Source organism: Arthrobacter silvisoli (genome assembly GCF_003369445.1).
Taxonomy (GTDB): Bacteria; Actinomycetota; Actinomycetes; order Actinomycetales; family Micrococcaceae; genus Arthrobacter; species Arthrobacter silvisoli.
The window spans coordinates 37,925-64,215 of the sequence record NZ_QRCU01000016.1; the positions used below are offsets into that span (position 1 = coordinate 37,925).

Here is a 26,291-nt window from a genome sequence, read left to right on the forward strand (position 1 = left end):
GCCGGGCGCCCTTGGCGGGAAGCTCTAGTTGACCTGGTTGATGATGGTCTCGGCCACCTCGCGCATGCTCAGGCGGCGGTCCATGGAAGTCTTCTGGATCCAGCGGAAGGCTTCCGGCTCGGTCAGGCCCATCTTGGTGGTGAGCAGGCTCTTGGCACGCTCCACGAGCTTGCGGGTGGCGAACTGCTCCTGGAGGTCCGAAACCTCGCTCTCGAGCGCCTTGATTTCCTCGTGGCGGGAGAGGGCGATCTCGATCGCCGGGATGAGGTCTGCCGGGGTGAAGGGCTTGACCACGTAAGCCATGGCGCCGGCGTCGCGGGCGCGCTCCACCAGTTCCTTCTGGCTGAAGGCGGTCAGCAGCACCACGGGTGCGATGCGGGCCTTGACGATCTTCTCAGCGGCGGAGATACCATCCATGACCGGCATCTTGACGTCCATGAGGACGAGGTCGGGCGTGAGTTCCTCGGCCAGTTCCACGGCCTTCTCGCCGTTGTCCGCTTCACCGACAACGTCGAAGCCTTCACCCTTCAGGATTTCGATGATGTCGAGGCGGATGAGGGTCTCATCTTCTGCGACAACAACGCGGCGGGCAGGCTGGGAAGCGGGCTTGGATTCCGTCTGTTCTGACACAGGTTCTCCTTGGAGGGTACGGCGGGTTCTCCACCATCTTAGTCGTCCCGGTTCATGCGTATGATTTATTGCTTGGCCGGGTCGGTTCTGGGAATCAGACTATCTGCATGTAGAGTAGTTTCGCGCACTCCAACAAGGGCGGATGATCTCCGCTCGTGGTCTTGTTGGGTGTTCCGCGCCCGAGTGGCGGAATTGGCAGACGCGCCGCACTCAAAATGCGGTATCGAAAGGTGTGTGGGTTCGAGTCCCACCTCGGGCACAGTGTTTTCGCAGGTCAGAGCGGTTTTAGGCTTCTGAGTGTGCACAAAATCTCGTTTTCTGTGCACACGGAGCCTAAAATTTTGTGCATGGCCAGCATTTGGGAGCGCAAAAAATCGGACGGATCGTCGTCGTTCACGGTCCGTTGGCGCAATCCCGAGACGCGCAAGCAAGAAAACATCACCCTCTCGACGGCGGCTGAAGCCGAGACCCTGAAGCGTCTTCTCGACGCCAACAATCAGTCCTTCGAAATCGCTCAGCACGCGATGGTCAAGAACCAGACCAAGGCACCGACGGTTGCGGCCGTGATCCAAGAACACATCGATCTTTTGGTCCGTCCTTCTGTTGGCACTGTGCACACGTACCAGACGATGTTGAAACTCCACATCGCCGACGTGATCGGGCACATTCCGGTCGACAAGCTGGACTACCGGCACATCACCTACTGGATCAAGACAATGCAGAAGAAGGGCCGGTCGCCCAAGACCATCAAGAACAACCATGGATTGATCTATGCCGCCATGGAAACGGCTGTGATGTTGCGGTACCGCAAGGACAATCCCTGCCGTGGCGTCCAACTTCCCTCCGGGGAGAAGGCTGAGGACGAGGCACGCTTCCTGACTCATGCTGAATTCGGTCTGATCCTTGAATGCATAGGGGAGAGGTACAAGGCGTTTACGGAGTTCTTGGTGATGACGGGCACGCGCTTTGGCGAGGCGACCGCGGTGACGGTGGCAGACGTGGACCTGATGTCCAAGCCAGCGACCATCCGGATCAACAAAGCCTGGAAGCGTGGAGCTGATTCCGAGTACTACATCGGTGCCACGAAAACAGGTGCCGGGAAGAGAACGGTTTCGCTCAACCCGCGACTCGTGGAACTTCTGATTCCGTTGGTGGCCAGCCGGCCTGGCTCGGACCTGCTGTTCACGACGCCCAAGGGCGAGCGGATCGCCCACAAGCTGTATTGGCATCACTATTGGGTGCCGGCGGTAGAGGCCGCTCAGGCTCGAGGCCTGAAGAAGTCGCCGCGGATCCACGACTTGCGCCATACGCACGCGTCATGGCTGATCCAGGATGGCGTCTCTCTGTTTACGGTTTCCCGGCGGCTGGGGCACGCTTCCACGCGGACGACGGAGCAGGTCTACGGTCACCTGATGCCGCAGGCCCTTCAAGACGCCGCGGACGCCGTGGAGCGGTCTGCTGTGGCTTGGCGTAGTTAGTGTGCGGAAGGGACCCTGCCGCGAACCGGCGGCCAGGATCAACCCGGGGCAACTAGGGTGTGTCTCCTAAAGCTGTCAGCCAGATGCTGATTGCCCGGAGGACGGCTCCGCCGGGGGTAGATCGGGGCGAGTTTGTCGTAGCGGGTGGCCAGGGCCCGCTACTGTTTGATGAGGTTGAAGTTGCGTTCGACGGCGCTGCGGCCTTTGTAGTCGTCCTTGTCGAAGGCCGGTGACCTGCCGCCGGCCGATCCTCGTCGTTTCCGGTGACCGATCTGGTCCGAAGGCTGCGGGATGACCGCGACGATGCCGCGTTCGCGAAGGTGTGTCCGGATCGCCTTGGAGGAGTGGGCTGTCATGCAATTCGACGGGGCCCCTGTGGTGCGGGGAAGATTCGTCCGTGCTGGTGCGCACGGTTCACTGTCGCGTCAACGGAAACAGACCGGTCTACGTCACCGCGGGCATCCGCGACCGTCGGCAGAGCCGCCAGGACGCATCGAAATCGGCTTCACCTGAGACGACGATGCAATCCTCATCCCCATCCCGGCGGAAAACATCACGGATGAGGGTTTCTGGGTATGCGCGCCACTGAGGAACCGAAGGAAGTCTTGCTTGCTTCCGCAGGTACCCAAGTCGACTTTTCGACCCGTGGCTTTTCACGAAGGCCCGCGCTCAGTTGGCCGCTTTCGTTTTCGTACTCCTCGATATAGAACGTCGTGCTTTTGACCTGGTTCATCCTTGTCCTAACTGTGGTTGACGTTCGATCTAATCAACGCCGTTATCGGTGGGTGTTGAAAGCTTTGCGCAGGTGCTTCAGTCGCTCCAGGACTTCGTCAAAAGTCAGAACCGTCACGTTGCTCAGACCTGCGCGGTAGCGACTGAACGAGTCCCGTTGTTCTTGTGTTGTGAGGGATGAGACTTTGCCAGTAATAACGGCGCCGCGTGGTTCGTTCACCGAGTCGAAATCAGAACCCCGGAACAAGGTAAAGGAGCTCTCCGATGCCGACGCCATCTGCGATTGAACTTGCGCGACGGGTCCCACCAGTTCGTCATCCGGGCTGTGGACCGTTCCAGTGCCTTTCCCTCGGTATGGCGTCTTTCTCATTAGCTTCGCCCCGGGCGTCTTGATCTCCACCAGGACGATTGAACGGGTGACGGGGTTCACACACAGGAAGTCGGCGATGCGGGCCCCGCTTCCGTCGGCCTCTTGGCTCTTCACCGTTGCCTGTTCCATTTCGACGACCAGGGGCGTAGAGAAGATGAGCTGGAGAGCGAAATGGTTATTCCCAAAGAATTTCTGCCAGTGGGATTCACTGTTCGCCTTCGAACCCTCAAGGTTTGATTCAAACTCGGCGATAAGGGTATCCAGCGATACCAACTCGAGGTCGTCCCGCAGCTGGACCAGGCGCTGGGGATCCTCTTGAGCGATCTTGGGGGCCGCTTCCGATACCGCGCCGGCGAGGGCAATCCGGTCCTCGGCCGTGGTGACGTGCCCTGTAGCCACCTCCTCAGTGATTTCCCGGATCACTTTGTGCTTGGTGTATTTCGGGTCCACCCTCTTCGAATGGAGCAAGTCCATAAACGCGTTGTGAGCTTCGGCGTCGTTAACGCGCTGAACGGCCGTCTGCCCGCGACCCCGATTGCGCTCTACCGCCGCCCGGAATCGTTCGAATCGTTCGAGAGTGACACAGTAAGTTGTGCCGTCCGTACTAATACCTTCTTCTCCTGACTGTACGAAACGGACGATAGTACAGGTGGTGTGATCTTCGATTTCCCGAATGAACCCCTTGTAGCTCTTGTTGATACCGAGGCCGAAAGCGTAGATGGTGTTGAAGCCCTTGGGTAGGCGTGCTACTTGGAGGCGGAAAAAGCGGTCATTCTCTTCACTATGATCGCTGATAGACCACCAGGGGAGCTCGACTTGAAATTCCTTAATTCCGCCAAGCTCGACAGTCGGAAAGATCCGCAACAACTTCTCGTCTGGGCGGTGCCGCAGGGCTTCGTATGGGACAGCATCACGATGGTTTCCGGTGTATGTCAGCACGAACTCGGCGCCGTCCCTGGTGAGGATCAGCCGACCTGAAACGTCAGTGTCCTCACCGTCGAAGTCAAATTCCTCGTCTGGCTCATCCGAGCCTTCATCAAATGGCTTCCTGAGCATATTGGTCCCCCTGCTGGTCTCCACCCCGACGGGTGCGGCGCGTACGCAGAAGTCTCCCATGCTGGGCGTTGCGGAGGCACTTCTAGAGCGTGTCTCTAAATTGGGGCCGGCGGGTGTTGGCATGGTCGTTGGGTGTCTCGTTTTGCGCTGCTGACTGATGAGCAGCGGTCCTGCCCTGCGCGGGTGTCCGTTCCAGGATCATCGGCAGACCATGAAAGGCATGTCGCCACCACCTACGACAAACTCCCCCAAAGCTACCGGGCCGGCGTCGCACTCTACGCAGTCCAAATCTGGCTCTTCGCCAATAAAGATCCATGCCAAAGGCCGGGTTTAAGGCCAGCCCTAAGCGAGGCCGGCATCCGGGAAACGATGGAAGGGTCTATGCTTCAGAAAAATTGCGCAAAATCAGGGTCTTCGCCGGACTGTAACTGAAAGCCCCATGAAACATTCTTACTGATCCGATCGTAGAACTGCCGTGCTGATCGGTCGAATTCACTATCTAGTTCACCCAAGGGGAATCCGAGGTATATCTGATCCTCGGCATGCGTTTTCAACACTAGTGGAAGCATGTCATTGTTGTCCCAATTCAAGTAGCGAATTCCGCTTCTCTTATCAACATCTCCAAACGCCGGAGGCAGAAAGAATATTGCCTGTTGAAGCTCATCATGAGGAATAACGAAGGGCGTGGAGGGTTCCCCAGTGCTTCTGATTACTTCATCCAATTCAAACACTGCAGTGAAGCCTAAAGTGGAAACAACAACACATTTGGATCCTTGCTGGAATTCATCTGGGCCACCTCCGATCAAGCTGGTGGATCGATGGAATGCGAAATCATCGTATTCCGAGAGCCCCCATCTTCCCTCGGAATCTGGCCCCGAAGGGTGAGCCCCCGACTCCCAGTCCCAGTCTCTTATTGCGTCTTCACTCCACTGATTGAAATTAGAGAGCACTACCCTCATCAAGGTGGCCAGCTCGGCGGGTTGCTCGCCAAGTTTGGAGATGGATGTTACGACAGAAAGCGGTGGCACCGCTGTGGCTAGCCCGCGGCCAAAAACTAGGCCCGCAGCTTGGAAGCGTATATTGGCGGCAAGGGGCGCGTCGAACGGAGGACCCAATTCGACGAGGTCGCGGATAGTTCCCTTGAGGAACCGGGCATTCTCCTTGTGATGTCGATCTGGAAACAGTTGCGCCGGCACATCAGCAGACCGCTGATCGGGCGGAAGAAATGAGGCCTCTGCCAAACAATGTGCTTCATGTCGTGAGAACCCCACGGCGATAAGCTGGGCCTCAAATTTATCTATTCGAGTATTTCCAAACCCCATAGACCACAATCCTAGGATGGCTCATAGTCTCGTCAAGACAACACGCCACGAGCTGGACCAAAAACGACCTTCTGAATCGAACTCCAGGGGCGGGTCCCTAGTTCTCTTTATGGATCGGATTCGCGTCGGGCTCATCCCCGAACCCGCCGAACAGATCGCCAACCGGAAACCCAAACCAACAATTAACGCCCTCCGTGTGGGTGGAACCCGGTGGCAACGACGAAAGTCAGAAGGTGCTTTTTCGCGGTGTTTCTTGTCCTTGATACGGCGACTGGGTTGCCCATCGAGGATATCGCTGAAGCGGCGAAACCAATGCGATTGCTCCTTGCTTGTGTTCGGAGGCGCAAAGGTGGCCTCCCCGTCGGTGAACGGAAGGCCCTTGTTTCGGAGGGTCGCCCTGGTAGGGGCGAGGTGTAGGTTGCCTGTGGCTGCCTACTGAAAAAGGATCTTCATCAGCTCGACCTTGAGGAGGAAGTCGATGCAACGGACTCCGCGTGTGCCATCAGCCCCGCATGGCGTACGGGCTGATCTGCGCCGACACGCCGTCGCTGTGCGACGGTCTCACAACATGGCTGCAAGACGATGCTTGGCGCCTGTGGTATTGACGTCCGGCCGCTCGACTCAGGAGTACTTCTGCCGGGCCTGGGCGCGGGTGCCAATCACGCGGACGGCAGGTGTCGACTGGCCATGAGCTCGAACTTCCCGCAGTTGCGCAATTTCCTTGAGGTGACTGGACGTGAAGATGATCTTTCCCTTGCCCCAGACAGCGTGGGGGAATTCGCCTTTTGCGGCACCTTCGCGGAGCCATGCTTCAGTGCACTTCAGAACTGAGGCAGCCTCGGCCGGTTCGAAGAATTCGAGTTTCATGTGCTGCTCCGCCCTTTGGTGCGAGTCTTTCCCAGCTCATGGAATCAGCGATGTGCGGCAGCATGACGGTGCTTGGAAGCTAGAGGCGAATGCCTCGACATGAAGATGAACCTCATCTGGCGAGGCCACGAAATGACCGAATGAGCCTTTTACGAGGCCGGCGTCTTGCAAGATGCCTAGCTGCCTCCGAACGCTCGATAGAGATGCTCCCACCCCATCTCCGATTTCGGCACAGGTGGACGGGCCGCTCCTGAGCAGGAAACGAATGATCTGGCTTCGCGTTCGGTTCATCAAGATGTTCGACATGGAGACCGCAATCCGAGAGGTGCTGTAGACCCGGCAGGCTGTAGACGGGTCTACAGCAGCAGGTTACGCTTCCCAGCGTCATGTTGAAAGACCCTGGTGCCACCGATGGATCCCCAATTGAGCAGCCAGACGGAGAGGCTCCGCTCGGCGTGACTTTTGAGGAGGTCGACGTGCAAGAGCACCCACAGATCAAGACGTTTGCCGAGGCTGCATTGGCACTCCGTTCCGAGCGGTATTGGCAGTATCGCTCGAAGGGAGAACAGGTCGAGTTCCTTCGCGCCCTCAGTGAATTGTTGACCGAGGTTTGCTACCACCTGGACCATAATGACGTGCTGCCATTCGAACTATTGAGAGCATGCCAGGACTTTGCGGCGCCCTCGCTTCGGCATCTGCCTAGCCAACCCTCGGCCGAAGCCGTCTTGATGTCATGCTTGGACCGCCGAATTGAGCAGTTGATTGCCGAGCAGAATGAGTCGGGGAATACTTGGGCCTAAGGCGCCGGCATGGCTAACCGGATTGCCGCGCGTCTAATGGTGATCGAGGGGTGAGCGATGCGGGATGAGGCTTCAAGCCCAGGCGACCCTTTGTCGCCGCAAGCCCAGCTCGCTCGTCGTTTGAACCTGCTGCTCGACGTCGTCGTGGCCGAGCGTGGCAAGCCGGTGACCTTTCGCGAAGTACAAGCAGAGCTTGCCTCCAGAGGCATCAATTTGTCCCGTGCCCGCTGGTTCTACATGAAAGAGGGGACCGGGCGCTTGGTCAGTGACCCGGAGCTCTTGGAAGGTCTCTGCGACATATTTGGGGTCGATCCCGAATACCTGGTCGGCGGTGACGCCGCTCTACCTGAACGCATCGACTCGCAACTGGAGTTTGTGAAGTCCCTTCGGGCCGCGCGGGTGAAGTCATTCGCGGCTAGAACCCTCGGCGACGTTTCGCCAGAAACGCTGCGCATCATTTCCGAGTTCCTTAACAGGGATATCGGCCGTCACCCTGGCGCTGAGCAGGCCGCTGCTAGCCCTCCAGAAGATACCGAAGATGAGCATCCAGCAACTCCTTGATTCGGAGGCTATTGGCTGAATATCGGGGGGAACGGCCGTGCCTTCGGCCTGGTTCCACGTCAACCACGATGGCGCCAGCCTCCTCCAGGGCCAGCAAGTGCTTGGCAACGCTGGGTTCGCCGGCGCTGACAGCCGCCACAATGTCGCCACGCGTTGCGGGGCCGTGCGCTGAGAGGTAACGAAGAATCTCGTTTCTCGATCGGTTGCCAAACGTCGCAACGGCAGCCTCGACGTCCGCGGACCATGCGCGGTCTTGGGGCTGCGTGATCCTTGGCATGGCACCATTCTTACCGAATAAAGGCTGAAAAGTAAGACTGACAGTCTTGACGATACTTTAAGTATCTTTGAAAATAGCTTGTATAGCTTTCCCTCGTCGTGGTCGACCCGGAATGCGGCCGCCACTCAAAGGTGTCAGCTGTGCTGGTGCCGGAAGTATTGGATCTGTCAGTCGAAGCGGTAAACACCATGGGCATCGAAACCAAAGGCAAATCAACTCAAGAGAATGAGCCAGTCCCAACCACCGTTGATCTTGCCTTGCGTGGGGCACCGTCGGCGCTTGAGTCCGCGGTCCCGGTGGACCAGATTATGGTCGCCGTCGACGGTGTGCGGCGGTATGTCGTGTCGCATCTCTCACGCATAGGACGAGCATGCGACGTCGATGACGTCATGCAGGACATCCGGGTCGCGGTTTGGGACGGACTAACTCGCGGGCACTATCGCCAGCTCCCGGGTATTCCCTTCGGTGCATGGGTGCAAGGAGTGTGCGCGAACGTGTGTGCTTCCCACATTCGCCGGGAATTGAGCCACCAGGCTCTTCCGCTTCTCGCGGAGCCGAGCGAGAACAATGGACCCGCGGCGATCGATGCCCAGGCCATTCTCGGCATCGTTGAGAATGGGGATCAAAGTGTCGACAGGATCATCGACCAGCAATGGGCCCGAACGATCATTGAACTGACCAAGACAAATGTGCCAAGGGACGTTTGGAGTCTTGCCGTCGATAGCCTCACGGGCCCACGCCAGTATGGTCCGCCGTCGTCGCAGGATCGCCGTCGCTGGCATGCGGTCACAGTCGTTCGCCAGACGGCACGGACAGTTCAGAACGCGTTGGATGTTGACCGGTCGACAGTCCGCGACGTCGATGATGTGAGCCGCCGCGCGCCCGGGTGCCTGCCGACGGCGGTACTCCGAAGGATCGCTGAAACCATTGTTCGGGCCGGGCTGCGAGGCCCGGAGCGAAACAGGGCCATCGAAGTCTTGGCTACCGAACTTGGCGTTTCCGAGCGCTACATCGCTGTGCAGATCGGCTTTGCACGACGGTTGTATCAGGCTGCGTGGAGAATCCTCCAGGCAGCCCTGCCGACGGCAAACTAGAACACTTCGTCGGACACCACTCGTTGGTGCAGGCAGACTTCGCCCGACAACGCTTAGGAAGCTGTCGAAAGGGCCGCGCAGCGGTGCCTGTGAACGTCCTGCTACTGCAGCGGCTTCCAGAGCGCTTCAAAGCCCCGCTCGGCCAGATACTCCTGGAGATACTCTTTGTGTCCCGAATGATCCCCGAGCATCACCGATTCCACATACGTCTCAAGCAGATATCGTGCACCTTCCCTCCGGTTTCGGGCGACGAGGAGATCAGCGACGTCGAGTGCCGCGGCTTTCGGCGTGATTGGGCCGAACGCGCGCGGCCCGTGTTCGTAGTACGCGTCGAGTAGTCGGTCCGCGCTGCTGAACTGATTGAGATGTGGCAATGCACGGTTAGCGAGTATTCGGGATATCTCCTCCACGGACAGGCGATCCCGGAGGTCCCACCATTGATCGAAACCGCCTTGCAGGAAATCGCCCAAGGCCCACCGCAACTGGCAGTTGTAGTCATTTATCCAGGTGCTCCTGGGCGAACCCATCCGGTTCATCTCGGGAACGTAGACGCCGAGGTTGATGCGGTAGCGCCCATAGAGATCTGCAACTAATCCAGGCACCGCATGCTTTCCGCTCGGGTCATAGGCTCCGAGCTGCACCGAGACATGATGCACAAGCCCATCCTGGACTGTCCTATTGAAGCTATTCGCGCGTTTGCGATAGCCGGCAGGCCTGAGAATCTGGGCCAGAGCAGCGGAAATGGACTTCGCCAGATCTCCGTTTTCAGTTGATTGTGTCAACGTGATCGGAGCCCACTAGGACGGCCCGAACGGTACCCACCCGTCGGACGTCCGGGGATGATGTTGTGAGGGTGTCTAGGGGTTCTTGGCGTGGTTTCTGGGTCTGTGAAAACACTGCCGCGGGTTGGGACGATACCCGGGGTCCCGGTTGTTGGAAGCTGGCGTCTGGCGGAGTAGTGCGTCAGAGGTAGCTGCAGATTTGTTCGGGATCGCAGCTTGCGTCGGTCCCGGACGCGGCAGTGGCGTGAAGGCCGGCGACGATGGATCGCAGCGCCATTAGTTCAGAAATCTGGTGGTCCAGTTCGGCCAGCTGGTTGGAGAGAAGGTCTTGGACGTGGGCGCAGGGGGCTTCTCCGGCGTCACGGAGGCTAAGAATTTCGCGTATTTGGGTCAGGGCGAGGCCTGCGGCCCGTCCGCGGCGGATGAATTCGAGCCTGGCCACGGAGTCGTCATGGTAGTCCCGGTAGCCGTTAGAGGATCTTTTCGCTGCCGGGAGAAGCCCGCTGTCCTCGTAGAAACGCAGCGTCTTGGTTGTCATCCCTGCCGCTGCCGCGGCCTCACCGATACGCATCATGAACTCATTTCTTAGCAGGCGGCCAGGACGGCGATTCCTTGACATTCCAGTGTAGGGGAAGGTTGAGAATGGGATGCAGAGCTGGTCTTCGGTTGAAGGCTGCACATGGCGGTCGGTTGAGCAACAGGTGTGCTGGCGGCTGCTTCCCTTCCATCTTCAGGAGTCCCTCGTGTCGGCAGCATCTTTCGATTATGACCTGGCCATTATCGGTTCCGGCGGGGCTGCTTTCGCTGCGGCCATCCGGGCAACCAGCCGTGGCAAGCGGGTGTTGATGGTGGAGCGCAGCACTGTGGGAGGCACGTGCGTGAACACGGGCTGCATCCCGTCCAAGGCCCTGCTGGCCGCCGCGGAAGCCCGCCATGTCGCCCTCGATGCTTCCGGACGGTTCCCCGGTATCAGCACCTCCGCAGAGCCGGTGGATATGCCCGAACTGGTCGCCGGGAAGCGCTCACTGGTCGAATCCATGCGGTCAGAGAAGTATGTGGATCTCGCCGCGGGCTATGGATGGAACCTGCAGCGGGGGACGGCGGTGTTCGCCGGAACCGCAGCCGCACCGGTTTTGAACATCACCGCCCCGGGCGGAACCACCGAGACAGTCAGCGCGGAACACTACCTGGTCGCGACCGGCTCCACCCCCTGGATCCCTGAAGTGCCGGGAATGGACGAGGTGGATTATCTGACGTCCACGAGTGCGATGGAGCTGCAGGACGTTCCCGCTTCGATGCTGGTGGTGGGCGGCGGGTATGTGGCGCTGGAGCAGGCGCAGCTTTTCGCCCGGCTCGGCACGGAGGTGACCATCCTGGTCCGGTCCAAGCTCGCCTCGGCCGAAGAGCCTGAAGCCGGGCATGCCCTCGCCAGTGTCTTCGCCGATGAGGGTATCCGGGTCGTCCGTCGAGCGACAGCGTCCTCGGTCCGGACCGATGAGGTGTCGGGGGACGTGGTCGTGGATGCTTCCGTCTCAGGAGGAAACGAGGAATTCAGGGCCGCGCGCCTGCTCATGGCAACAGGCCGGCGCCCGGTCACGGAGGATTTGAACCTTTGCATGGTCGGCGTTGAAACCGGGGACCGCGGGGAAGTCCTGGTCGACGGGAGCCTTCGCAGTACTAATCCGAGGATCTGGGCCGCGGGTGATGTGACGGGTCACCCGGAGTTCGTTTATGTCGCCGCCGCGCACGGGGCCCTGATGGTGGAGAACGCCTTTGAGGGTGCCGGGCGTGAGGTCGATTACCGGCACCTGCCCCGGGTCACGTTTACCAGCCCTGCCCTGGCCGCTGTCGGGATGACGGACAAGGAAGCGAACCAGGCAGGGATCCGGTGCATGTGCCGGGTTCTGCCGCTCAAATTTATCCCTCGCGCGCTGGTGAACCGTGATACCCGCGGCTTCATCAAGATCGTTGCCGACGCGGACACGGGTCGGATTGTAGGGATCACTGTCGTGGGTAAGGACGCCGGGGACATCGCCGCCGCAGGGATTTACATTCTGGAGGCCGGGATGACCGTTGATCAGGTCGCGAATCTCTGGAGCCCCTATCTGACCATGGCCGAAGGCATCAAGATAGCAGCCCAGTCCTTCACTACTGACGTCTCCAAACTGTCCTGTTGCGCGGCATGAAGTGGTCAACGACAACCTATGTGTTCGTGGGGCGGGCGGCCGCGGCTACCTTTTAGTGCGCGTTCCTTGTCAGGCTGTGGGCGAGGCGGTAGGAATCGGTGCCGGTTTCGATGATGGTGCCGTTGAACGTCAGCCGGTCAACGATCGCGGCGCAGAGGCGCGGGTCGGTGAATGTCTTGGTCCAGCCGGAGAACGACTCGTTGGAAGCGATGGCGATGGAGTTCTTCTCTTCGCGTTCGGTGAGGACCTGGAAGAGGAGTTCGGCGCCGCGCCGGTCCAGTTCCATATAGCCGAGCTCGTCAATGCAGAGCAGGTCCACTCGGCCGTATCTGGCGATGGTCTTGGCGAGGACTTTGTCGTCGGCGGCTTCGACGAGTTCGTTCACGAGCCGGGTGGCCAAAGTGTATTTGACCCGGTATCCCTTCTCCGCCGCGGCGGTGCCCAGCCCGATAAGCAGGTGGGATTTGCCGGTTCCGGAGTCCCCGATCAGGCATAGCGGTGCACCTTTTCGAATCCATTCGCCGGTAGCGAGGGTATGGATGGTAGCGGGGTTGATGTTCGTGTTCGCGTCGAAATCGAAATCACCGAGCCATTTATCCCGGGGAAAGTTCGCGGCTTTGACGCGTCGGATTGAGGAGCGACGGTCCCGGTCATCGCATTCGGCCAGCAGCAGCTCGGCCAGGAAGCCTTGGTAAGAGAGTTGTTCCTTCCCCGCGACGGTCAGAGCTTCGTCCAGAACCGCCCGGATGGTGGGCAGGCGCAATCGGCGGCATGCTTGGTCCACGGCCGCGACCGCGGCCTGCTCAGTCAGACCGCGGCGCCGTCGCAGGGTTGGGGTGATGGTGGTGGCCGGTGCGGTGGGGCTCATGAGATGTTTTCCTTCGACGCGGTTCCTGCGGAGTGTTCGGTGCGTTTGGCCAGCAGCTCGTCATAGGCGCTGATCGCCGGGAGCGGCCGCTTGTCTGGAGGGAGCCCGGCGATGACCGCCGCCGGGTCCTTCAGCCGGCGCTGGGTCAGGCTGACAACTCGTTGCACTTTCGCTTCAGCATGAGCACCGCGATGACGGTCAGGACGGGACCCACCAGCAGGGATGCTGGAGGCATGTCGGCGGCCTTCAACCGCCACGACGTCGGCACTGACGGCACCTACTCCAAGGGCTGCGGTGATCCCTGCCTCGATGTCTTCGGCTTCCATCGATCGGTGCAGCAGCAGGACGTCAATCAGTTCACGGGTCCCCGCGGCATCACCGTTGACCCTGCGCGAGGCAGACCAGAAGGCGTCATGGGCGCTGGTGAAAGCACCCGACTCCCGCGCCCTGGCCAAAGCAGTGGAACCAGGCAAAGCGCCGGGCTTGGTCTTGAGGACCTCCAGATAATGGTCCAACTGGACCGACTGCCCGCCCTTGGCAATAATCCGCTGGTGCCGGGCCGCCACCGCGCGGCCGTCGAACACCACAACTTCGGATGCCCGCAATGAAACCCGGACCCGCCGACCGATGAACCGTGCTGGCACCGAGTACTTCACCATCCGCACGGTAATCATTGAGGACCGGTCCACTCTCGGGTTCAACACCAGACCGGGATCGAACTCGTCGGCCGGCAACGGTGCCAGGAACGGGCGCTCGGCGGCGAAGTCCTGGCCGATAGTGCGGATCCTGCCATCAATCCGCCGCTGATCGTCTTGAACCTCCCGGCTCCGGATCCAGTCGTTGAGCTCATCAAGGGACCTCGCCACGGGCATCGGGGTCAGCCGGTTGCGGCGGAACCAGCCCACCTCGCCCTCGACCCCGCCTTTCTCGTGAGCGCCGGCAAGACCTGGCTGGCAATAAAAGGCATCAAATCCATAGAACGAGCGAAACAACACCCACCGGTCATTCTCCAGGCGGTTCCGCCCCTGACCGAACACCACGGCCCTGACGGCACTGGTGAGGTTGTCATAGCGGATATGTTTGACCGGCACGCCGCCGATCTCGTTGAACGCCTCGACGTGGCCTTCCAGAAACGCTTCCTGGGCCTGGGTGGGGTAAATCCGGTGGATGGCTTTGCCGGAGTGAGAAAGCCGGAAGATGAACATGTGGCATTTCGTCTTTACCCCGTCCAGCACGATCCAGACTTCACCGAAGTCCACTTCCGCTTCCGCGCCCGGGGCGTGCTCCTGAGGAACAAATACCTCAACCCGGCGGCCGGCCTCCACATCGATCTGCGCCCGGCGGACCCGAACGTAGTCACGCACCGTCGAATACGACAACTCGTCCGCTCCATGCTCCTCGATGAGCCGGGCAAGAATCCTCCGGGCAGTGTGACGCTGCTTCCTCGGCGCCGTCGTGTCCTCGACGAGCATGGCGTCGATCGTCGGTTTATAAGGATCAAGCCGCGGCGAGGACCGTACAGGAGTTTTACGCTCTGGCGGGACCGGGGAACTTAACGCCTTACGCACGGTTTTCCGCGCCACCTGGTGCCTGCGGGCAAGCTCCCGGATTGACGCGCCCTCCACCCGGGCATCCCTCCGAATCTGCGCGAACAACTCCACTCTTGACCCCATCCCGGCCCTCCCGTCGTCGATCCAACACTGGATGGATCAACGTTCACAGGTGGGTACCATTCAAGCCGTCATTAGGTTCGGCATGTCCGGCTGGTGGGTACCGTTCGGGCCGTCCTAGTGGGCTCCGATCAGACTGTCATACTCATCAGTCATGCTCTCTTCGCCTTACATTCACCTGGGACCGTCAACCGGACGGTAGCACCAACGTTGAGTCATGTCTTGCGTCCTGGGTCTTGCCATGAGCCGGTGAGGAGGGCGGAATGCTGAATTCGCGAAGAGGTGGGCTCTCGAGATCGAGCGGCCGCTGGCTATGGTTGGCGGTGGTCACAGTCTTGAGCGCGGCAGTTGTGGTGTTTGCCCTTTCACGCCCAACGCCGGGACCGGTCATCGAATCGCTTCCGGACAGCCCGACGGCGGAGCCGACTTTCAGGAGTTCGGCGCAAACTTCCCCATCGCCGACGACGGAACCAACGACGGCGGCGACCGTTCAGGCGCCGGCCGGCGCACCTTCCACCACGGACTTCCGCAAACTCGCTACCGCGGCAGCAACCTTGATTTACAGCTGGAACACTCGGTCGGCGTCATACTCTGACGTCTACTTGCGGCTTCGCAGCTGGTGGCACGTCCTGCCGGATGGTTCCAATCCGCTGGCGGTTTTGGTGCAAGAATTTGAAGCCACAGGGATCAACGCTGGAAGCTACGCATCGCTCGCAGGACAGCAGGCGTATCGCTCGGCCGCGGTTCAATCTTTGAAGTGCGATGGCGAACTGGCCAAGGTGCGGGAGCGGCCAGCGCCATGGGTAGGCCTCCACGTATGCACCGTGTCTGTTCGAGTTGTGGATCAGGCGGGGGCTTCCCGCAACGCATACACCGCGCCGGTCAGCGTGATGATGAACTGTCCGCCAGCGGCCACAGCCCCGGCAGACAGATGCGTCATGGTGGGCTTCTATGCCACGCCGAACAGGATCGTTTACTGATGGCGGTTCATGCGCTCGTGGTTGGGCTGGTCAAGCGCCGTGTTCTTCTGCGGGCCTGCGTGGCAGCTGTCGCCGCTATGACGCTTGTGGGTGCCTTTGCGTTCTGCGCCGGTATTGCCGTGCTCGGGGCCAATGCTGCAACTTTCTCGGAGGTTTGTTCGCCGGATAGCGCGGGAGGCGCGGCGGCCGGCCACGGGGCCGCAGCCGTGAGCGTGCGCACCCGTGACGAGACGTTGGCGACCTTCACAGCACGGCAGATGGCCGTCGCAAGGGACTACGTGTCGATCGGCAGACAACTGGGCGTTCCGCGGGAGGGACAGATCATCGCAATCATGATGGCGCTGCAGGAATCCAGCCTCCGCGTCCTGGCCAATGTGAATGTGCCTGCCTCGCTCAGCTACCCGCATGACGGTGTTGGAAGTGACCATGACTCCCTTGGTACTGCCCAACAACGCCCGGCGGCAGGCTGGGGGAGCGTGGCACAGCTGATGGATCCCGCTTACAACGTGCAGGCCTTTTATGGTGGACCGGCTAGTCCCAACCATGGCAGCCCACCGGGGCTGTTGGATATTCAAGGTTGGCAGACAATGAGCAAGGGGCAAGCAGCGCAGGCCGTCCAGGTGTCGGCGTTTCCTGAGCTATACGAGCGATGGGAACTTCAAGCTGCTGCGATCGTTGACGCTCTCGACGGCGGCGTGGCGCTGGCTGAGTGTCCTGTTGCCGAGGATGGTTCCGGGCGTCCGGCCGATACGGCGAATCTCAGTCAGATCCGCAGAGATATCCTGCGGTTTGCCCAGGGGGGAGTCGGCGGGACGTATATCTGGGGTGGAACCGCGTTTAAGGCATGGGACTGCTCAGGTTACGTTCAATGGATCTACCGGCAGGTCGGAATCAACCTGCCAAGGACTGAGCAATGGGCTGTAGGTAAGCGAACCGACAAGCCGCTGCCGGGGGATTTGGTTGTGCAAAACGCGGATGGCCCGAATCATTGGGGGCACGTCGGCATCTACGCCGGCGACGGCATGATGTACAGCGCTCTCAATCCTGTTGTGGGGACACTGGTGCATCCGATTACATGGAATTCGGACACCGCCTACTTCAATCTACTAATCTGACCAGCGTTCGAGGCCGTGCCTGTTCCGGTCTAGATGGCGATACTCGTCGTTCGCCTGATCGCAGCGCCCCCAACCATCGAACGATGATCATTCAAGGAGCCCTCAGGCCCGCGGAGGGGAGGTTCGTCGTGGCAAGCAGCCACATGCGATTGCATCGCTCTTCCTCAGACCTGACTGGAGGGCTTGCGGGCTGGCGGTGGACCTCCAGGCGATTGGTTTAAGAAGCGATTCGATCGGCCTTGGACGTACTTGACTTGAGCTTTGCTCCAGGGATTGAGCTGTCGGTTCCACTAACGGGCCTTGACCACGGTCTTGGAACACGGTGTCAAGACCCAACTCCTGGAGCGAAAGCGTCGGGCGCTGCAAGTACACTTCTGCCATGGGTCCTGATGGGGCGGACCGCGTGCACGAGCACGCATAAGCGAGATGAAGGCAGCTAGTGGTAGAGATCTATGGCCATATTGAAGTTCCGGATGGCCTGCGTCCAGGTCAGTCTAGGCTCGTCGACGGCGCGTATAGCACTAACCTCTATGACGCCGAGGGAAACCTCGAAGGCAATGCACCGTTCATCCCTGAGGGGAAAGACCAAGAGGACACCACGGACGACGGATCCTCTGGCCTCTCTCCAGAGGTAGTTCGGCTCGTCGTTGGCATTCTTGCCGGCATCAGTTTTGGGGTTGTCATCGCCAACCGCGCGGAGATCAAGGCCTGGGCGGCGTCGAAATGGAAGCTCCTCACTGGAAAGAAGGAAGGGACGGCTAGCCAAGCAAAAGCGACTGAGCTTGCCAACGTGGAGGGGCTTGAGCCGGCCGCTTCTAGTGCGGAGGTTGAACTGGCTGATCCTGCCATCACGATGACGAGCGCGGAATGGCAGGAGCGGTTCCGCGTAATGGTTCTTGCTGGTGCGCTTAGCGAGGACCAGTGGAGAACTCTCGCCAATGCTCGCGTGGAAGACGGCGACGCTGCATTCCTTGAGCTGCAGAACGAGCTCGGAAGTCTTACAGCGCAACAGTTTGTGGAGAGAGTGAAGATGCTTCTGGCTTCCGGCGATTCCTTGAGTGAGGACGGCGCGATTGGAGAACTCGTGAGGATCTTCGGCGCGCGTCGGGTGCGAATGAATGTGCCGTTGAAAGTGGCTGAGGCCGCGAATCCGCGAACGCTGACTGAGGGCGATGTGTAGGGTCAGCCCCAACATTCTTGCGTCTCGCCGGGCTTCCCGCCGGTGGCTTTCACGGTCCCGCCAACTCCGCCTTGGTCGATGCCAGACCCCTTAGTTGGGTCCCCGGATAGAAGTCCAGTGTCTGTGTGAGTTTCGTGTCCGAGAATGGACACAGGAAGAATTTCACGAATCATGGCACGCAGACACACCCCCGAGCAGGTCATCGCTAAAGTCCGGCAGGGCCAGAAGGTGCTCAATGACGGACGCCCTATGGTCGAGGTCATCAAGGAGCTTCAGGTCACCGAGGCGACCTGGTATCGCTGGCTGAACCAGTACGGGTCCGAGAAGAACGCCGAGGCGTCCAAACGGACCAGGGAGCTGGAGAAGGAGAACGCCCGGCTCAAGCGCCTGCTGGCGGAGAAGGAACTCGCCATCGACATCCTCAACGAGGTGGCCAAGGGAAAATTCTGAGCCCCGAACCCCGCCGCCGTGCCGTGCGCATGGCCGTGGAGAAATTCGGGGCATCCGAACGCTTCGCCTGCGCTCTCCTAGGGCAGAACCGGTCAGCGTTCCGCAAGAAGAAGCCCGACATGGGCTTCGAACAGATGCAGCTCCGGGCAGAGCTACGGGCCGTGGCCGTCAAGCACCCGGCGTGGGGCTGGCGGAAGGCCCGCTGGCACCTGCTGGCCCAGCCGGCCTGGGACGGTGTGGCGCTGAACAGGAAGCGGATCCGCCGGCTCTGGCGCGACGAAGGGCTGACCTGCAAACCCAGGGCGCGGAAGAAGCGCCGGACCGGGCCCGGCGCCGGGGAACAGAAACGCCTCACAGCCGAATATCCGATGCACGTGGTCAGCTTCGACTTCCAGTCCGACGTGACCTCCTGCGGCCGGCACATCCGGTTCTTCAACGTCATCGACGAATACACCCGCACCGCGCTGGCGATCATCCCACGCAGATCGTTCAAAGCCGCCGACGTGGTCGCGGCGCTGGAGAACATCATCGCCGAAACCGGCACAGCACCTGCCTACGTCCGGTGCGACAACGGGCCGGAATTCACCGCCGCAGCACTGATCGACTGGTGCAACACCGCCGGTGTCGACACAGCGTTCATCGACCCGGGATCACCCTGGCAGAACGGCTTCATCGAATCCTTCAACGCCCAATTCAGAAGGGAACAACTCACCGGAGAAATCATGGAAACCATGGCCGAAGCAAAGTATTTGGCCGACGAATGGAAAGCTATCTACAATCATGAACGGCCTCACGGATCCCTGGACGGCATGACGCCGAACCAGTACTGGGAAACCTGGACGCAAGAATCGCATAGACGCTGGGCTGCTAACGGGGGCCCAACCAGTCGTAGAAGGGGGAAATTTGAGCACCGATAGCCGTTCGCATTTGGTCACCACCATCGACCAGGCCATGGCGGTCGACACCACGGCGGGCACCATGGCGAGCTATCGTGATCTCGGCGCGGCCATGGTCAACGGATGCAAGGCCATCGAGGACTATTTCTATTTGACGCCGGCCCCCGACAGGGCGCTTTGGCGCGACATTTTTCTCAGAGTGATGTCGGAAGGCCCATGGGCCGGTTCGCACAGCAACGTTCTCGCGTCCAAGATGGTCGAGGTTGCCGCACAACTCGGCTGGGCATGGGAGTTTGCTCTTGCGAGGCGGGTGATGATATCGTCCGACCCCGCCGACCACGTCCGCACCGCCCGCGCGGCGCAAGAGCTGCCGTATCCACCGAGTGGGTTTCCGTATCCACCGAGTGGGGTTCCATCGAATGGGAATACATCGAATAAGAGTGGCTGCTATATCGCGACCGCTGTGTACGGGTCCTACGATGCAGAACCCGTCCTTGTGTTTCGCCGTTTCCGGGACGAGCGCCTGGCCAGGCATGTGTTCGGGCGCGCTTTCATACGAAGCTACTACGCCGTAAGTCCACCTCTGGCGAGGTACTTCGCGGGCCGCACGGTATTGAATCGACTGGCTCGACGGCTCCTCGACAGACTTGCCAAACTGCTGGACGATCGGGGTCTCATTGACAGAGATCGGGCCGAAAAGGACCGGGAAAGCCTTCAACGCCCAATTCAGAAGGGAACAACTCACCGAAGAAATCATGGAAACCATGGCCGAAGCAAAGTATTTGGCCGACGAATGGAAAGCTATCTACAATCATGAACGGCCCCACGGATCCCTGGACGGCATGATGCCCAACCAGTACTGGGAAACCTGGACGCAAGAAAACCAATTAGCTATCGCATAGACGCTGGACTGCTAACGGGGGCCCAACCACCCTCGAGGCCGTCCGCCAGTCGTCCCGGAGTAACTTTCTCCTTCCGAGAGTTGAAGTAGGGGTTTTGCTCGAAAAGACTTTTGCAGTGAGGCTTATTTCAGGTAGGCCGACCAAGCGTTGAGGTCATCCTTGAGCTCGACGGCGGCCTTCGTTGCGCGCGCTCCACGCTGGCCGGTTTTGTCGGCTGCAGCGGCCGCTACTGCGTCCAGGTTCGCCGTCGTCGAGCCGGCCAGATCTGCCACTTCCGGCGACCATGGCCGCACCTCTTCGAGGTCGGCCTTCATGCGTTCGGCTATTCGTCCCATGGCATCGATGGCATCGATGGCGTCCTGGCAGATGCGCCCGCCCTCGCTTTCCGGGCGGCTTTCGATGAGGGTTGCGCAGTAGCCCATGGCCAATGTTCCCATTTCGCTTTCCATTTGCGATTTTGTTCGGGAAACTGCACTTGCAACCTGAGCTGTTGTTTTTGTTTCCACCTGCTGTTGTGAATTTGAGGAATCGCAACCGACGATTCCTGCGAAAATCAATGCGGCAATTGCAATTGTGAAAATGGGTCGCAACATTGAGTCCCCCCGTTGGCGGAAAGCTTGTAGGTTCCAGTCTCCTTCTGGCCGTGATGAAACCTGTGTGCTAAGGCCAGGTCGCCCCTGCTGAGGATAGACCTCCGGGCAATCTCCAGGACCGGGCCTGGTCTGCCATGAGTGCTCGGGCGGCGACGAGGCGAGGCAGCTTCGTTGGCGAATTCTGTAGATTGATTGGAGGGTCCCAGTGATTGAGCACAGCCTTCTCAATGTCTCCCAGGCTCCGTTGCAGGTCCGGAGGTTTTGGCCAGATGGCAAGCGTCAGATTACTCTGCATCCAGGCAGTTAGCCGACGGTCTCCTTCCTCCTCAAGCCCAAAATTGGAGAAGTATCCAGGTTTTTCTCGGTTCCGGGGCACACCTCGAAGGTTGAGTTGTTCATGAAGGAGCGCGGCGAAAGATCGCCGTAAGGTGGAGGACCCAGTTCTTGGTGCACGTTCCGGATCCACGGCGAAATGCGTCTTGAGGTCTCGGGCGATCAAACTATCTTCAGCCTTTCCGACGTACAACGGCACGTCGGGGGGACGCCGGGCCAGCCCCAGCATCGCCCACCCTTCTGCTGCGGCGTGAACGGCATACAGGCCGGGCTTGTTCGGTATAGAGGTGATTGCTGTCGCAATGGGCTCGCCGCTTCCGGAAAGAGAACGAATCACCGCTGCTAATAAGTCGCCATCAATCTGGCTCATGGATACACGATACTCTCGAACGGCCTCGTTGGCCCGCCCGCCCCCTCTGCAGCGCCGGTGTTTGGTGCCACGTTCGCCCAGGATGAAACGGTAATCGCAACTGACGGACATTCCGGTCATGTCGCTGCACCTTGCCTCCTTCATGAAGTCGTGAGCCCAATAGACGACGGACGGAGCATGCGATGTTGCTGGCAGCTGTGGATCCTGGAATTACCCCGAATGCAGATTTCCCTTTTCTTGAGTCGCTGAAGCAGATCGGCGGAGGCATCCTTGTGGGCGCCTTCGTCGTGATCGCGATCGTGGCCATCATAGGGGCGGCGATGCTCCTGACCGGCAAGCTGAGCCAGTCTTCGAGGCTGGCTTCCGGTGGGGGGATGATCCTGCTCTGGACCGGGCCTGTGGCCGCAATCCTTGGTGGGATCAACGGATACATCCTTTGGTCTCAGACGGCATTCCCGCTCGGCTTCTAGCCTGGACCAGTCATGCCGGTTGAGTGTGACCTGAACGGATGGTGGCCGCCCGGATGCGGTCTTGTCTCCCAAGCCAACGATGGCGTCCAAGGATCCATCACCACGCTCTTTGCGAACATTCTCCAGAACGTCGCGTCGTGGATCTGGTCATTCATAACAGGCGCCTTCAGTGTCTCGGATGTTGACGACTCCCAGTGGACCGCAGTGACAGGACTGACGAATTGGTGGGTCATCGTCATGATGACGCCGCTCGTCGTCGTCATGATCCTCCAACTCCTGTCCGGGCTGATCAGCCAGCAGCCCCGCCGCATAGGCCGAGCCCTGATCGGGGGCGCTGCCGCCATTCCGATGGTCGCTGCTGCCGTCTACCTTGTTCGGCAGCTCACCAGAGTCGGCGACTCGGCGTCGACGGCGATTCTCAGCTCCCTCGGGACCGACCCATACATCGTGTTTATGCGGCTCTTTGGCTTCGAGAGGGCACCGGTGGGCTCAGGTAGAGAATGGAACGTCGTCTCGCTGTCGCCGGGCACGAGCAGCGGTGCCGTCGGCGCGGTCATCGTCACCGCGATGGCAACCATCGTGGTCTGGATCTTGGCCTTCATTCTGATGTGTTCGATGATCTTCCGATCGTTCGCGCTGATCGTGCTCGCCGCAGTCGCCCCGGTTGCCCTCATGCTCATGCCCTGGGAACAGACCAAGTCCTGGGCGCGGCGTTGGAGTGAAATCGTCGTCGCCCTGCTGTTAGCCAAACCGCTCGCGGCAACGGTTCTGGCGGTGGCGATCAAGCTCTTCGCCGAATCGAAGTCTTTCGCGGGCCTGGCTGGCGGCGTCGTTGGGATGGCGCTTGCGTGCGGAGCGCCGCTCATGGCCCTGCGGCTGGTGAGCTTCGCCGGAGGCGAGCTTGCGGCGGCCGCACAAACAGCCGGTGGCGGCCACGTTCTTTCGCGCGGTTCCAGCATCACTGCACGGCAGATCAGCCGGCATCTCAGCGGCAGGTTCACGCTCGCCGGCTTGGCTGGCCGCCAATCGATCACACGTCCCATTCAGTCGAGCCGTCCCCAGTTTCCAACCCGCGCGCTGTCGCCTAGAGCTCCGCTGCCCGGAACCGCAGTGACGGCACCGCCGCGCGGACCTGGAGGCGGCTCAACGTTGATGCTCGACGCCGGTGGCTCACTATCTGGTCCAAGTTCGCCTCGGGTGCGTGAGGCAGACAGCCCGCCGCCGGTTCCGGATACATCCAGAACCGCAAAGAGTGGCAAAGCCTCTAGCCTGACCCCGCGCCCGCAGTCTCCGCCGGCGCAGGCACGGCCACCGATTGTGCCACCGCCGAACGACCGACAGCGCGTCGTCGTCCATCCGCCGGTTAGTGGAGGTTCCCATGACTGAGAGCACCCGGGCACTCGAACCCGTCAAGTTCCCGCGTTACGAGCGTAGGGGCCTGTTCTTGGGCCTCAAGTGGTACCAGTTGCTATTGCTTGCAGCCGGGGTCGTGATAGCGGGCGTGGCGTCCGCCGCTGGGGGACCGATCGGCCTGTTTGCTTCCGGACCACTGTGGCTCACACTGATGCTGCTCGGGCTGCTTCAGTACTCACGGATCCCTTATCCGGTTTGGCTTGGCCACGCGGCGCTGTTCTTCCACCGCGCGATAACCAGCCAGACACGGTATCTGGTCAGACCCGAGCGGGCTGCCCTGGCGGGGAGGCTGACTCTTCCTGGCGGACTAGGCAACCTGGAACTTCGCCGGACCGCATCCGGGGAGTCGTTCATCCTTGATGCCCGCGGGAGGGAAGCCATTGCGGTTCTGCGCTGCAGCACCAGGTCTTTCGCGCTCTTGGATGCCGATGACAAAGCTTGGGCCGTGCAAGCTTGGTCCCGGGTGCAGGCGGGCTTGGCGCAGCGGATGAGCATCGCAAGAATCTCCGTTCAGGACTACACCGTCCCGTATCCGTCCACGGCATTGCGCGACTTCTATGAACAAGCGGTCCCGCAACAAGGCGACGCCAACAGGCTGAGCTGGGGGCAGCGTGCGTATGAGGATCTGATTTCGGCCGCAGGCTCCACAATGAGCCATGATCTTCTGATCGCCCTCGTGGTGGATACCGTCAAAGCTCGGCGAAGGATCAGGGAGTCCGGCGGGGGCTTGGCCGGTATCGAATATGTGCTCCGCCTGGAGGTCGACGCCATCAGGACCGCCTTGGGGACGCACGGTGTCAAGGTAGAGGAATGGCTGCCGGAAGCCGGCCTTCTCGATGTTGTACTGGGCGCCTTTGATCCGGCTGCCGTTGCCAGACAGCCAGCGGACGACAGGGAGGCAAACTTCCAGGGGCCCATGGCTGTCGAGGAACACTGGAGCTACCTACGAACAGACTCCGGATTCCATCAAACCTTTTGGATCGCAGAATGGCCGCGACAGAAGGTCTTTCCAGGATTCCTACATCCGTTGATCTATGTGGGGGATTTTCGCCACACCGTGACCGAGGTGATCCGGGCGGTCCCGACGAGCGAGGCACTTCGGGACATCCGCTCAGCCCACGAAGCGCACGAAACCAGGCGCCGGATCAACGCGCGCTTCGACCGGCCATTGACCCGCGAGCAAAAGGCCGAAGAAGAGGAAGTCGCCCAGCGCGAGGAAGAGATTGTCGCCGGCCACGGAGATGTAAGACCGGCCGCTTATGTGACCATCACTGCCGGAACAGCTGATGAATTGGCGAGGCATCGACAGGAACTTGAATCGGCGGCCTCAGGTGCATTCGTCGAACTGCGTCTCCTGGCCGGCCAGCAATGGGCGGCGTTTGTCGCCGGTGCGCTGCCGTTCGGGAGGGGGCTGCGATGACGCGGGTAAGCCAGATGGTTCAATATGTTCCGAATGGCGGCCGGGATGAACTGAAGGCGCGACGGCGGCATGGGGTGCCCGTGCAGATCCACCCTTGGGGTGCGGCTTTTCGCCGGGTCGGCGGGTTTCTCGGTACAGGGCTTGAAGGCTCAGAGCCGAGTGGGGACTGGGGGAGCAAAGAACCCAACTCCTTACGCGGTCCGCACCGTTTGCGCCCTGCACCGCACCGCGCCTCGACCCTGACGTTCGCGGCCGCCTATCCGTTCATCACTGAATCGGGGCTTGGACACGAGGGAACGTATATCGGCACTGACGTGTTTGGATCTGGGGCGTTCTCCTACGATCCGTGGATTCTCTATGACAAAGGCGTCATCAGCGGCCCTTCGATAGTCGTCATCGGCACAGTCGGGACTGGGAAATCGATGTGCGGAAAGTCCTTGGTCGCGCGGTCGATCACGCTGGGCCGGAAAGCTGCTGTCGCATCTGATCCCAAGGGGGAGTGGGTCGCAGTCGCCAATGCCGTGGGCGGCAAGGTCATTTCAGTTGGCCCCGGTCGGGCTGCCCGCGTCAATCCACTCGACGCCGGGCCACGATCCAGCGCCTTGAGCGAGGCGCAGTGGCAAGCCGTGGTGCGTCAACGCCGTCGCTATCTATTGGTTGCCTTGGTGTCCCTCATGCGGCAAGGCATGCCTCTGCGGCCGGTCGAACACACCGCCCTGGATATGGCCCTGATGGAAACCGTGGCAGAAAACTCGAATCCCACGCTTCCGATGGTCCTGGACCACCTGCTGAACCCGTCCAAGGAAACCATCGGGCTGGTCGGCAAGGACGGCGGCTTGGCCGTCAGCCACTCCCTTCGACGCACCGTCTCAGGGGATCTGGAAGGCATGTTCGACGCTCCCTCCACAGTCGCCTTCGACGCCGACGCGCCCATGATGGTGATGGACACCTCGGCCCTCATCGGCGCTTCGGAGCAGGCCCTTTCTCTTGCAGCCGCATGTGGCGCCACCTGGCTGGAAGCTGCTGTCACGAACCCCGACGGCGGCAAGCGGCTGGTGGTGTACGACGAAGGCTGGCGGATGCTCGCCGACCCGTACATGCTCGCCAAAATGAGCGAGCAATGGCGCCTGGCCCGCACATATGGAATCGCGAACCTGCTCATCATGCACAAGGTGGCCGATCTCAATGAGATCGGCGACAGCAGCAGCGGACATCGCCAGAAGGCACTTGGCCTCCTTACCGAGGCGGACACCAGGATTATCTACCGGCAAAAGCACGATGCCATGCGCCTCACTAAGGAAGCACTCGGGCTGTCCGAAGCAGAATGCGAGCACGTGGAGAATCTGCCCAAAGGCGTCGGGCTCTGGAAAGTCGGCAACCGCTCCTTCATCGTGGCCAACCGGGTCACCACGGACGAATTGGAAGTCTTCGGGACGGATGAGCGGATGGTCTGAACTCCTATGAACTCGAGACGGG

The 26,291-nt window shown here is 60.6% G+C and carries 25 protein-coding genes, 1 tRNA gene and 2 pseudogenes; 15 read left to right on the plus strand and 13 right to left on the minus strand.

All coding sequences use genetic code 11. From position 1 onward, the window contains the following. Positions 1-24 precede the first annotated feature (24 nt). The gene (locus tag DWV11_RS03135) at positions 25-630 is read right to left on the minus strand and encodes an ANTAR domain-containing response regulator (RefSeq protein ID WP_074587657.1); all 606 of its coding nucleotides are present in this window, start codon (positions 628-630) and stop codon (positions 25-27) included. A gap of 177 nt (positions 631-807) precedes the next feature. Between DWV11_RS03135 and DWV11_RS03140 the strand changes: the two genes are divergently transcribed. Next, a tRNA-Leu gene (locus DWV11_RS03140) sits at positions 808-889 on the plus strand. Between the two features lie 88 nt (positions 890-977). Beyond that, on the plus strand, positions 978-2,108 hold the full coding sequence (locus DWV11_RS03145; RefSeq protein ID WP_115787441.1) for a tyrosine-type recombinase/integrase: 1,131 nt from the start codon (positions 978-980) through the stop codon (positions 2,106-2,108). A gap of 158 nt (positions 2,109-2,266) precedes the next feature. On the opposite strand, the gene DWV11_RS20605 is transcribed toward DWV11_RS03145, so the two are convergent. From DWV11_RS20605 to DWV11_RS20610, 5 genes are all read right to left on the minus strand, one after another. Then, positions 2,267-2,464, minus strand: a complete 198-nt coding sequence (locus DWV11_RS20605) for a transposase (RefSeq protein WP_115787442.1) — start codon at positions 2,462-2,464, stop codon at positions 2,267-2,269. Positions 2,465-2,883: 419 nt separating this feature from the next. After that, on the minus strand, positions 2,884-4,266 hold the full coding sequence (locus DWV11_RS03155) for a Shedu anti-phage system protein SduA domain-containing protein (protein WP_168404531.1): 1,383 nt from the start codon (positions 4,264-4,266) through the stop codon (positions 2,884-2,886). Positions 4,267-4,652: 386 nt separating this feature from the next. Next, positions 4,653-5,588, minus strand: a complete 936-nt coding sequence (locus DWV11_RS19870) for a hypothetical protein (RefSeq protein ID WP_136017860.1) — start codon at positions 5,586-5,588, stop codon at positions 4,653-4,655. Between the two features lie 621 nt (positions 5,589-6,209). Next, positions 6,210-6,455 carry a hypothetical protein gene (locus tag DWV11_RS03160; protein WP_115787444.1) on the minus strand — a complete coding sequence of 82 codons (246 nt, stop codon included), beginning with the start codon at positions 6,453-6,455 and terminating at the stop codon, positions 6,210-6,212. A gap of 36 nt (positions 6,456-6,491) precedes the next feature. Beyond that, a complete protein-coding gene (locus DWV11_RS20610) occupies positions 6,492-6,761 on the minus strand; it encodes a winged helix-turn-helix domain-containing protein (protein ID WP_115787445.1) in 270 nt (89 codons plus the stop codon). 80 nt (positions 6,762-6,841) lie between these two features. Between DWV11_RS20610 and DWV11_RS03170 the strand changes: the two genes are divergently transcribed. Both DWV11_RS03170 and DWV11_RS03175 read left to right on the plus strand, forming a co-directional pair. Continuing rightward, positions 6,842-7,255, plus strand: coding sequence for a hypothetical protein (locus DWV11_RS03170; protein WP_136017861.1), 414 nt, complete (start codon positions 6,842-6,844; stop codon positions 7,253-7,255). Positions 7,256-7,375: 120 nt separating this feature from the next. Beyond that, the gene (locus DWV11_RS03175; protein WP_210725656.1) at positions 7,376-7,816 is read left to right on the plus strand and encodes a hypothetical protein; all 441 of its coding nucleotides are present in this window, start codon (positions 7,376-7,378) and stop codon (positions 7,814-7,816) included. Here the strand turns inward: DWV11_RS03175 and DWV11_RS20615 are convergent. Next, entirely contained in the window at positions 7,770-8,093 is a 324-nt protein-coding gene (locus tag DWV11_RS20615) for an ArsR/SmtB family transcription factor (protein WP_115787447.1), read from the minus strand. The two genes, DWV11_RS03175 and DWV11_RS20615, sit on opposite strands and share 47 nt — an antisense overlap. A 140-nt stretch (positions 8,094-8,233) precedes the next feature. On the opposite strand from DWV11_RS20615, the gene DWV11_RS03185 reads away from it, so the two are divergent. After that, positions 8,234-9,187, plus strand: a complete 954-nt coding sequence (locus DWV11_RS03185) for an RNA polymerase sigma factor (protein ID WP_115787448.1) — start codon at positions 8,234-8,236, stop codon at positions 9,185-9,187. A gap of 101 nt (positions 9,188-9,288) precedes the next feature. On the opposite strand, the gene DWV11_RS03190 is transcribed toward DWV11_RS03185, so the two are convergent. Further along, positions 9,289-9,969, minus strand: coding sequence for a DUF4304 domain-containing protein (locus tag DWV11_RS03190; protein ID WP_245953411.1), 681 nt, complete (start codon positions 9,967-9,969; stop codon positions 9,289-9,291). Between the two features lie 181 nt (positions 9,970-10,150). Then, positions 10,151-10,540, minus strand: a complete 390-nt coding sequence (locus tag DWV11_RS03195; protein ID WP_031216440.1) for a heavy metal-responsive transcriptional regulator — start codon at positions 10,538-10,540, stop codon at positions 10,151-10,153. Positions 10,541-10,712: 172 nt separating this feature from the next. Between DWV11_RS03195 and merA the strand changes: the two genes are divergently transcribed. Further along, a complete protein-coding gene (gene merA, locus DWV11_RS03200; RefSeq protein WP_115787450.1) occupies positions 10,713-12,155 on the plus strand; it encodes a mercury(II) reductase in 1,443 nt (480 codons plus the stop codon). 52 nt (positions 12,156-12,207) lie between these two features. On the opposite strand, the gene istB is transcribed toward merA, so the two are convergent. After that, the gene (istB, locus tag DWV11_RS03205; protein ID WP_011691635.1) at positions 12,208-13,023 is read right to left on the minus strand and encodes an IS21-like element helper ATPase IstB; all 816 of its coding nucleotides are present in this window, start codon (positions 13,021-13,023) and stop codon (positions 12,208-12,210) included. Beyond that, entirely contained in the window at positions 13,020-14,696 is a 1,677-nt protein-coding gene (gene istA, locus DWV11_RS03210) for an IS21 family transposase (RefSeq protein ID WP_115787451.1), read from the minus strand. Before istA ends, istB begins: the two co-directional genes overlap by 4 nt. A 976-nt stretch (positions 14,697-15,672) precedes the next feature. Between istA and DWV11_RS03215 the strand changes: the two genes are divergently transcribed. The 5 genes and pseudogenes from DWV11_RS03215 to DWV11_RS03230 all read left to right on the plus strand — a co-directional run. Then, complete coding sequence (locus DWV11_RS03215; protein WP_115787452.1) at positions 15,673-16,788, plus strand: C40 family peptidase; 1,116 nt, start codon at positions 15,673-15,675, stop codon at positions 16,786-16,788. Between the two features lie 439 nt (positions 16,789-17,227). Next, positions 17,228-17,968: a hypothetical protein gene (locus DWV11_RS03220; RefSeq protein WP_115787453.1), complete on the plus strand. Its 741-nt coding sequence runs from the start codon at positions 17,228-17,230 to the stop codon at positions 17,966-17,968. Positions 17,969-18,139: 171 nt separating this feature from the next. After that, a protein-coding gene (locus DWV11_RS03225) for an IS3 family transposase (RefSeq protein WP_245953412.1) occupies positions 18,140-19,335 on the plus strand; the annotation gives its coding sequence in 2 pieces (ribosomal slippage) (positions 18,140-18,413 and positions 18,413-19,335; 1,197 coding nt in all). Between the two features lie 292 nt (positions 19,336-19,627). Continuing rightward, positions 19,628-19,951: pseudogene (locus DWV11_RS20550) on the plus strand (CFI-box-CTERM domain-containing protein); the annotation flags it as partial. 19 nt (positions 19,952-19,970) lie between these two features. Continuing rightward, a pseudogene (locus DWV11_RS03230) lies at positions 19,971-20,216 on the plus strand (integrase core domain-containing protein); the annotation flags it as partial. A 122-nt stretch (positions 20,217-20,338) separates the two neighbouring features. Here DWV11_RS03230 and DWV11_RS03235 read toward each other — a convergent pair. Together DWV11_RS03235 and DWV11_RS19875 are read right to left on the minus strand one after the other, a co-directional pair. Then, positions 20,339-20,809: a hypothetical protein gene (locus DWV11_RS03235; protein WP_136017863.1), complete on the minus strand. Its 471-nt coding sequence runs from the start codon at positions 20,807-20,809 to the stop codon at positions 20,339-20,341. 67 nt (positions 20,810-20,876) lie between these two features. After that, positions 20,877-21,512, minus strand: a complete 636-nt coding sequence (locus DWV11_RS19875) for a GIY-YIG nuclease family protein (RefSeq protein WP_136017864.1) — start codon at positions 21,510-21,512, stop codon at positions 20,877-20,879. Between the two features lie 182 nt (positions 21,513-21,694). Here DWV11_RS19875 and DWV11_RS03240 point away from each other — a divergent pair, with 182 nt between their 5' ends. From DWV11_RS03240 to DWV11_RS19880, 4 genes are read left to right on the plus strand one after another with little or no spacing between them, the layout of a single operon-like run. Further along, positions 21,695-21,982 carry a hypothetical protein gene (locus DWV11_RS03240; RefSeq protein WP_115787455.1) on the plus strand — a complete coding sequence of 96 codons (288 nt, stop codon included), beginning with the start codon at positions 21,695-21,697 and terminating at the stop codon, positions 21,980-21,982. 12 nt (positions 21,983-21,994) lie between these two features. Beyond that, a complete protein-coding gene (locus DWV11_RS03245) occupies positions 21,995-23,368 on the plus strand; it encodes a type IV secretion system protein (protein WP_115787456.1) in 1,374 nt (457 codons plus the stop codon). Further along, positions 23,361-24,815, plus strand: coding sequence for an SCO6880 family protein (locus DWV11_RS03250; protein WP_115787457.1), 1,455 nt, complete (start codon positions 23,361-23,363; stop codon positions 24,813-24,815). Before DWV11_RS03245 ends, DWV11_RS03250 begins: the two co-directional genes overlap by 8 nt. Further along, positions 24,812-26,269 carry an ATP-binding protein gene (locus DWV11_RS19880; RefSeq protein WP_136017865.1) on the plus strand — a complete coding sequence of 486 codons (1,458 nt, stop codon included), beginning with the start codon at positions 24,812-24,814 and terminating at the stop codon, positions 26,267-26,269. The genes DWV11_RS03250 and DWV11_RS19880 overlap by 4 nt, the downstream gene beginning before the upstream one ends. Positions 26,270-26,291: the final 22 nt, after the last annotated feature.

Excerpts from the sequence above, each read along its gene's own strand:
- DWV11_RS03145 (WP_115787441.1), top strand. The coding sequence starts at position 978 with ATGGCCAGCATTTGGGAGCGCAAAAAATCGGACGGATCGTCGTCGTTC.
- DWV11_RS20605 (WP_115787442.1), bottom strand. The coding sequence starts at position 2,464 with ATGACAGCCCACTCCTCCAAGGCGATCCGGACACACCTTCGCGAACGC.
- DWV11_RS03155 (WP_168404531.1), bottom strand. The coding sequence starts at position 4,266 with ATGCTCAGGAAGCCATTTGATGAAGGCTCGGATGAGCCAGACGAGGAA.
- DWV11_RS19870 (WP_136017860.1), bottom strand. The coding sequence starts at position 5,588 with ATGGGGTTTGGAAATACTCGAATAGATAAATTTGAGGCCCAGCTTATC.
- DWV11_RS03160 (WP_115787444.1), bottom strand. The coding sequence starts at position 6,455 with ATGAAACTCGAATTCTTCGAACCGGCCGAGGCTGCCTCAGTTCTGAAG.
- DWV11_RS20610 (WP_115787445.1), bottom strand. The coding sequence starts at position 6,761 with ATGTCGAACATCTTGATGAACCGAACGCGAAGCCAGATCATTCGTTTC.
- DWV11_RS03170 (WP_136017861.1), top strand. The coding sequence starts at position 6,842 with ATGTTGAAAGACCCTGGTGCCACCGATGGATCCCCAATTGAGCAGCCA.
- DWV11_RS20615 (WP_115787447.1), bottom strand. The coding sequence starts at position 8,093 with ATGCCAAGGATCACGCAGCCCCAAGACCGCGCATGGTCCGCGGACGTC.
- DWV11_RS03195 (WP_031216440.1), bottom strand. The coding sequence starts at position 10,540 with ATGCGTATCGGTGAGGCCGCGGCAGCGGCAGGGATGACAACCAAGACG.
- istB (WP_011691635.1), bottom strand. The coding sequence starts at position 13,023 with ATGAGCCCCACCGCACCGGCCACCACCATCACCCCAACCCTGCGACGG.
- istA (WP_115787451.1), bottom strand. The coding sequence starts at position 14,696 with ATGGGGTCAAGAGTGGAGTTGTTCGCGCAGATTCGGAGGGATGCCCGG.
- DWV11_RS03215 (WP_115787452.1), top strand. The coding sequence starts at position 15,673 with ATGGCGGTTCATGCGCTCGTGGTTGGGCTGGTCAAGCGCCGTGTTCTT.
- DWV11_RS03235 (WP_136017863.1), bottom strand. The coding sequence starts at position 20,809 with ATGTTGCGACCCATTTTCACAATTGCAATTGCCGCATTGATTTTCGCA.
- DWV11_RS19875 (WP_136017864.1), bottom strand. The coding sequence starts at position 21,512 with ATGAGCCAGATTGATGGCGACTTATTAGCAGCGGTGATTCGTTCTCTT.
- DWV11_RS03240 (WP_115787455.1), top strand. The coding sequence starts at position 21,695 with ATGTTGCTGGCAGCTGTGGATCCTGGAATTACCCCGAATGCAGATTTC.
- DWV11_RS03245 (WP_115787456.1), top strand. The coding sequence starts at position 21,995 with ATGCCGGTTGAGTGTGACCTGAACGGATGGTGGCCGCCCGGATGCGGT.
- DWV11_RS03250 (WP_115787457.1), top strand. The coding sequence starts at position 23,361 with ATGACTGAGAGCACCCGGGCACTCGAACCCGTCAAGTTCCCGCGTTAC.
- DWV11_RS19880 (WP_136017865.1), top strand. The coding sequence starts at position 24,812 with ATGACGCGGGTAAGCCAGATGGTTCAATATGTTCCGAATGGCGGCCGG.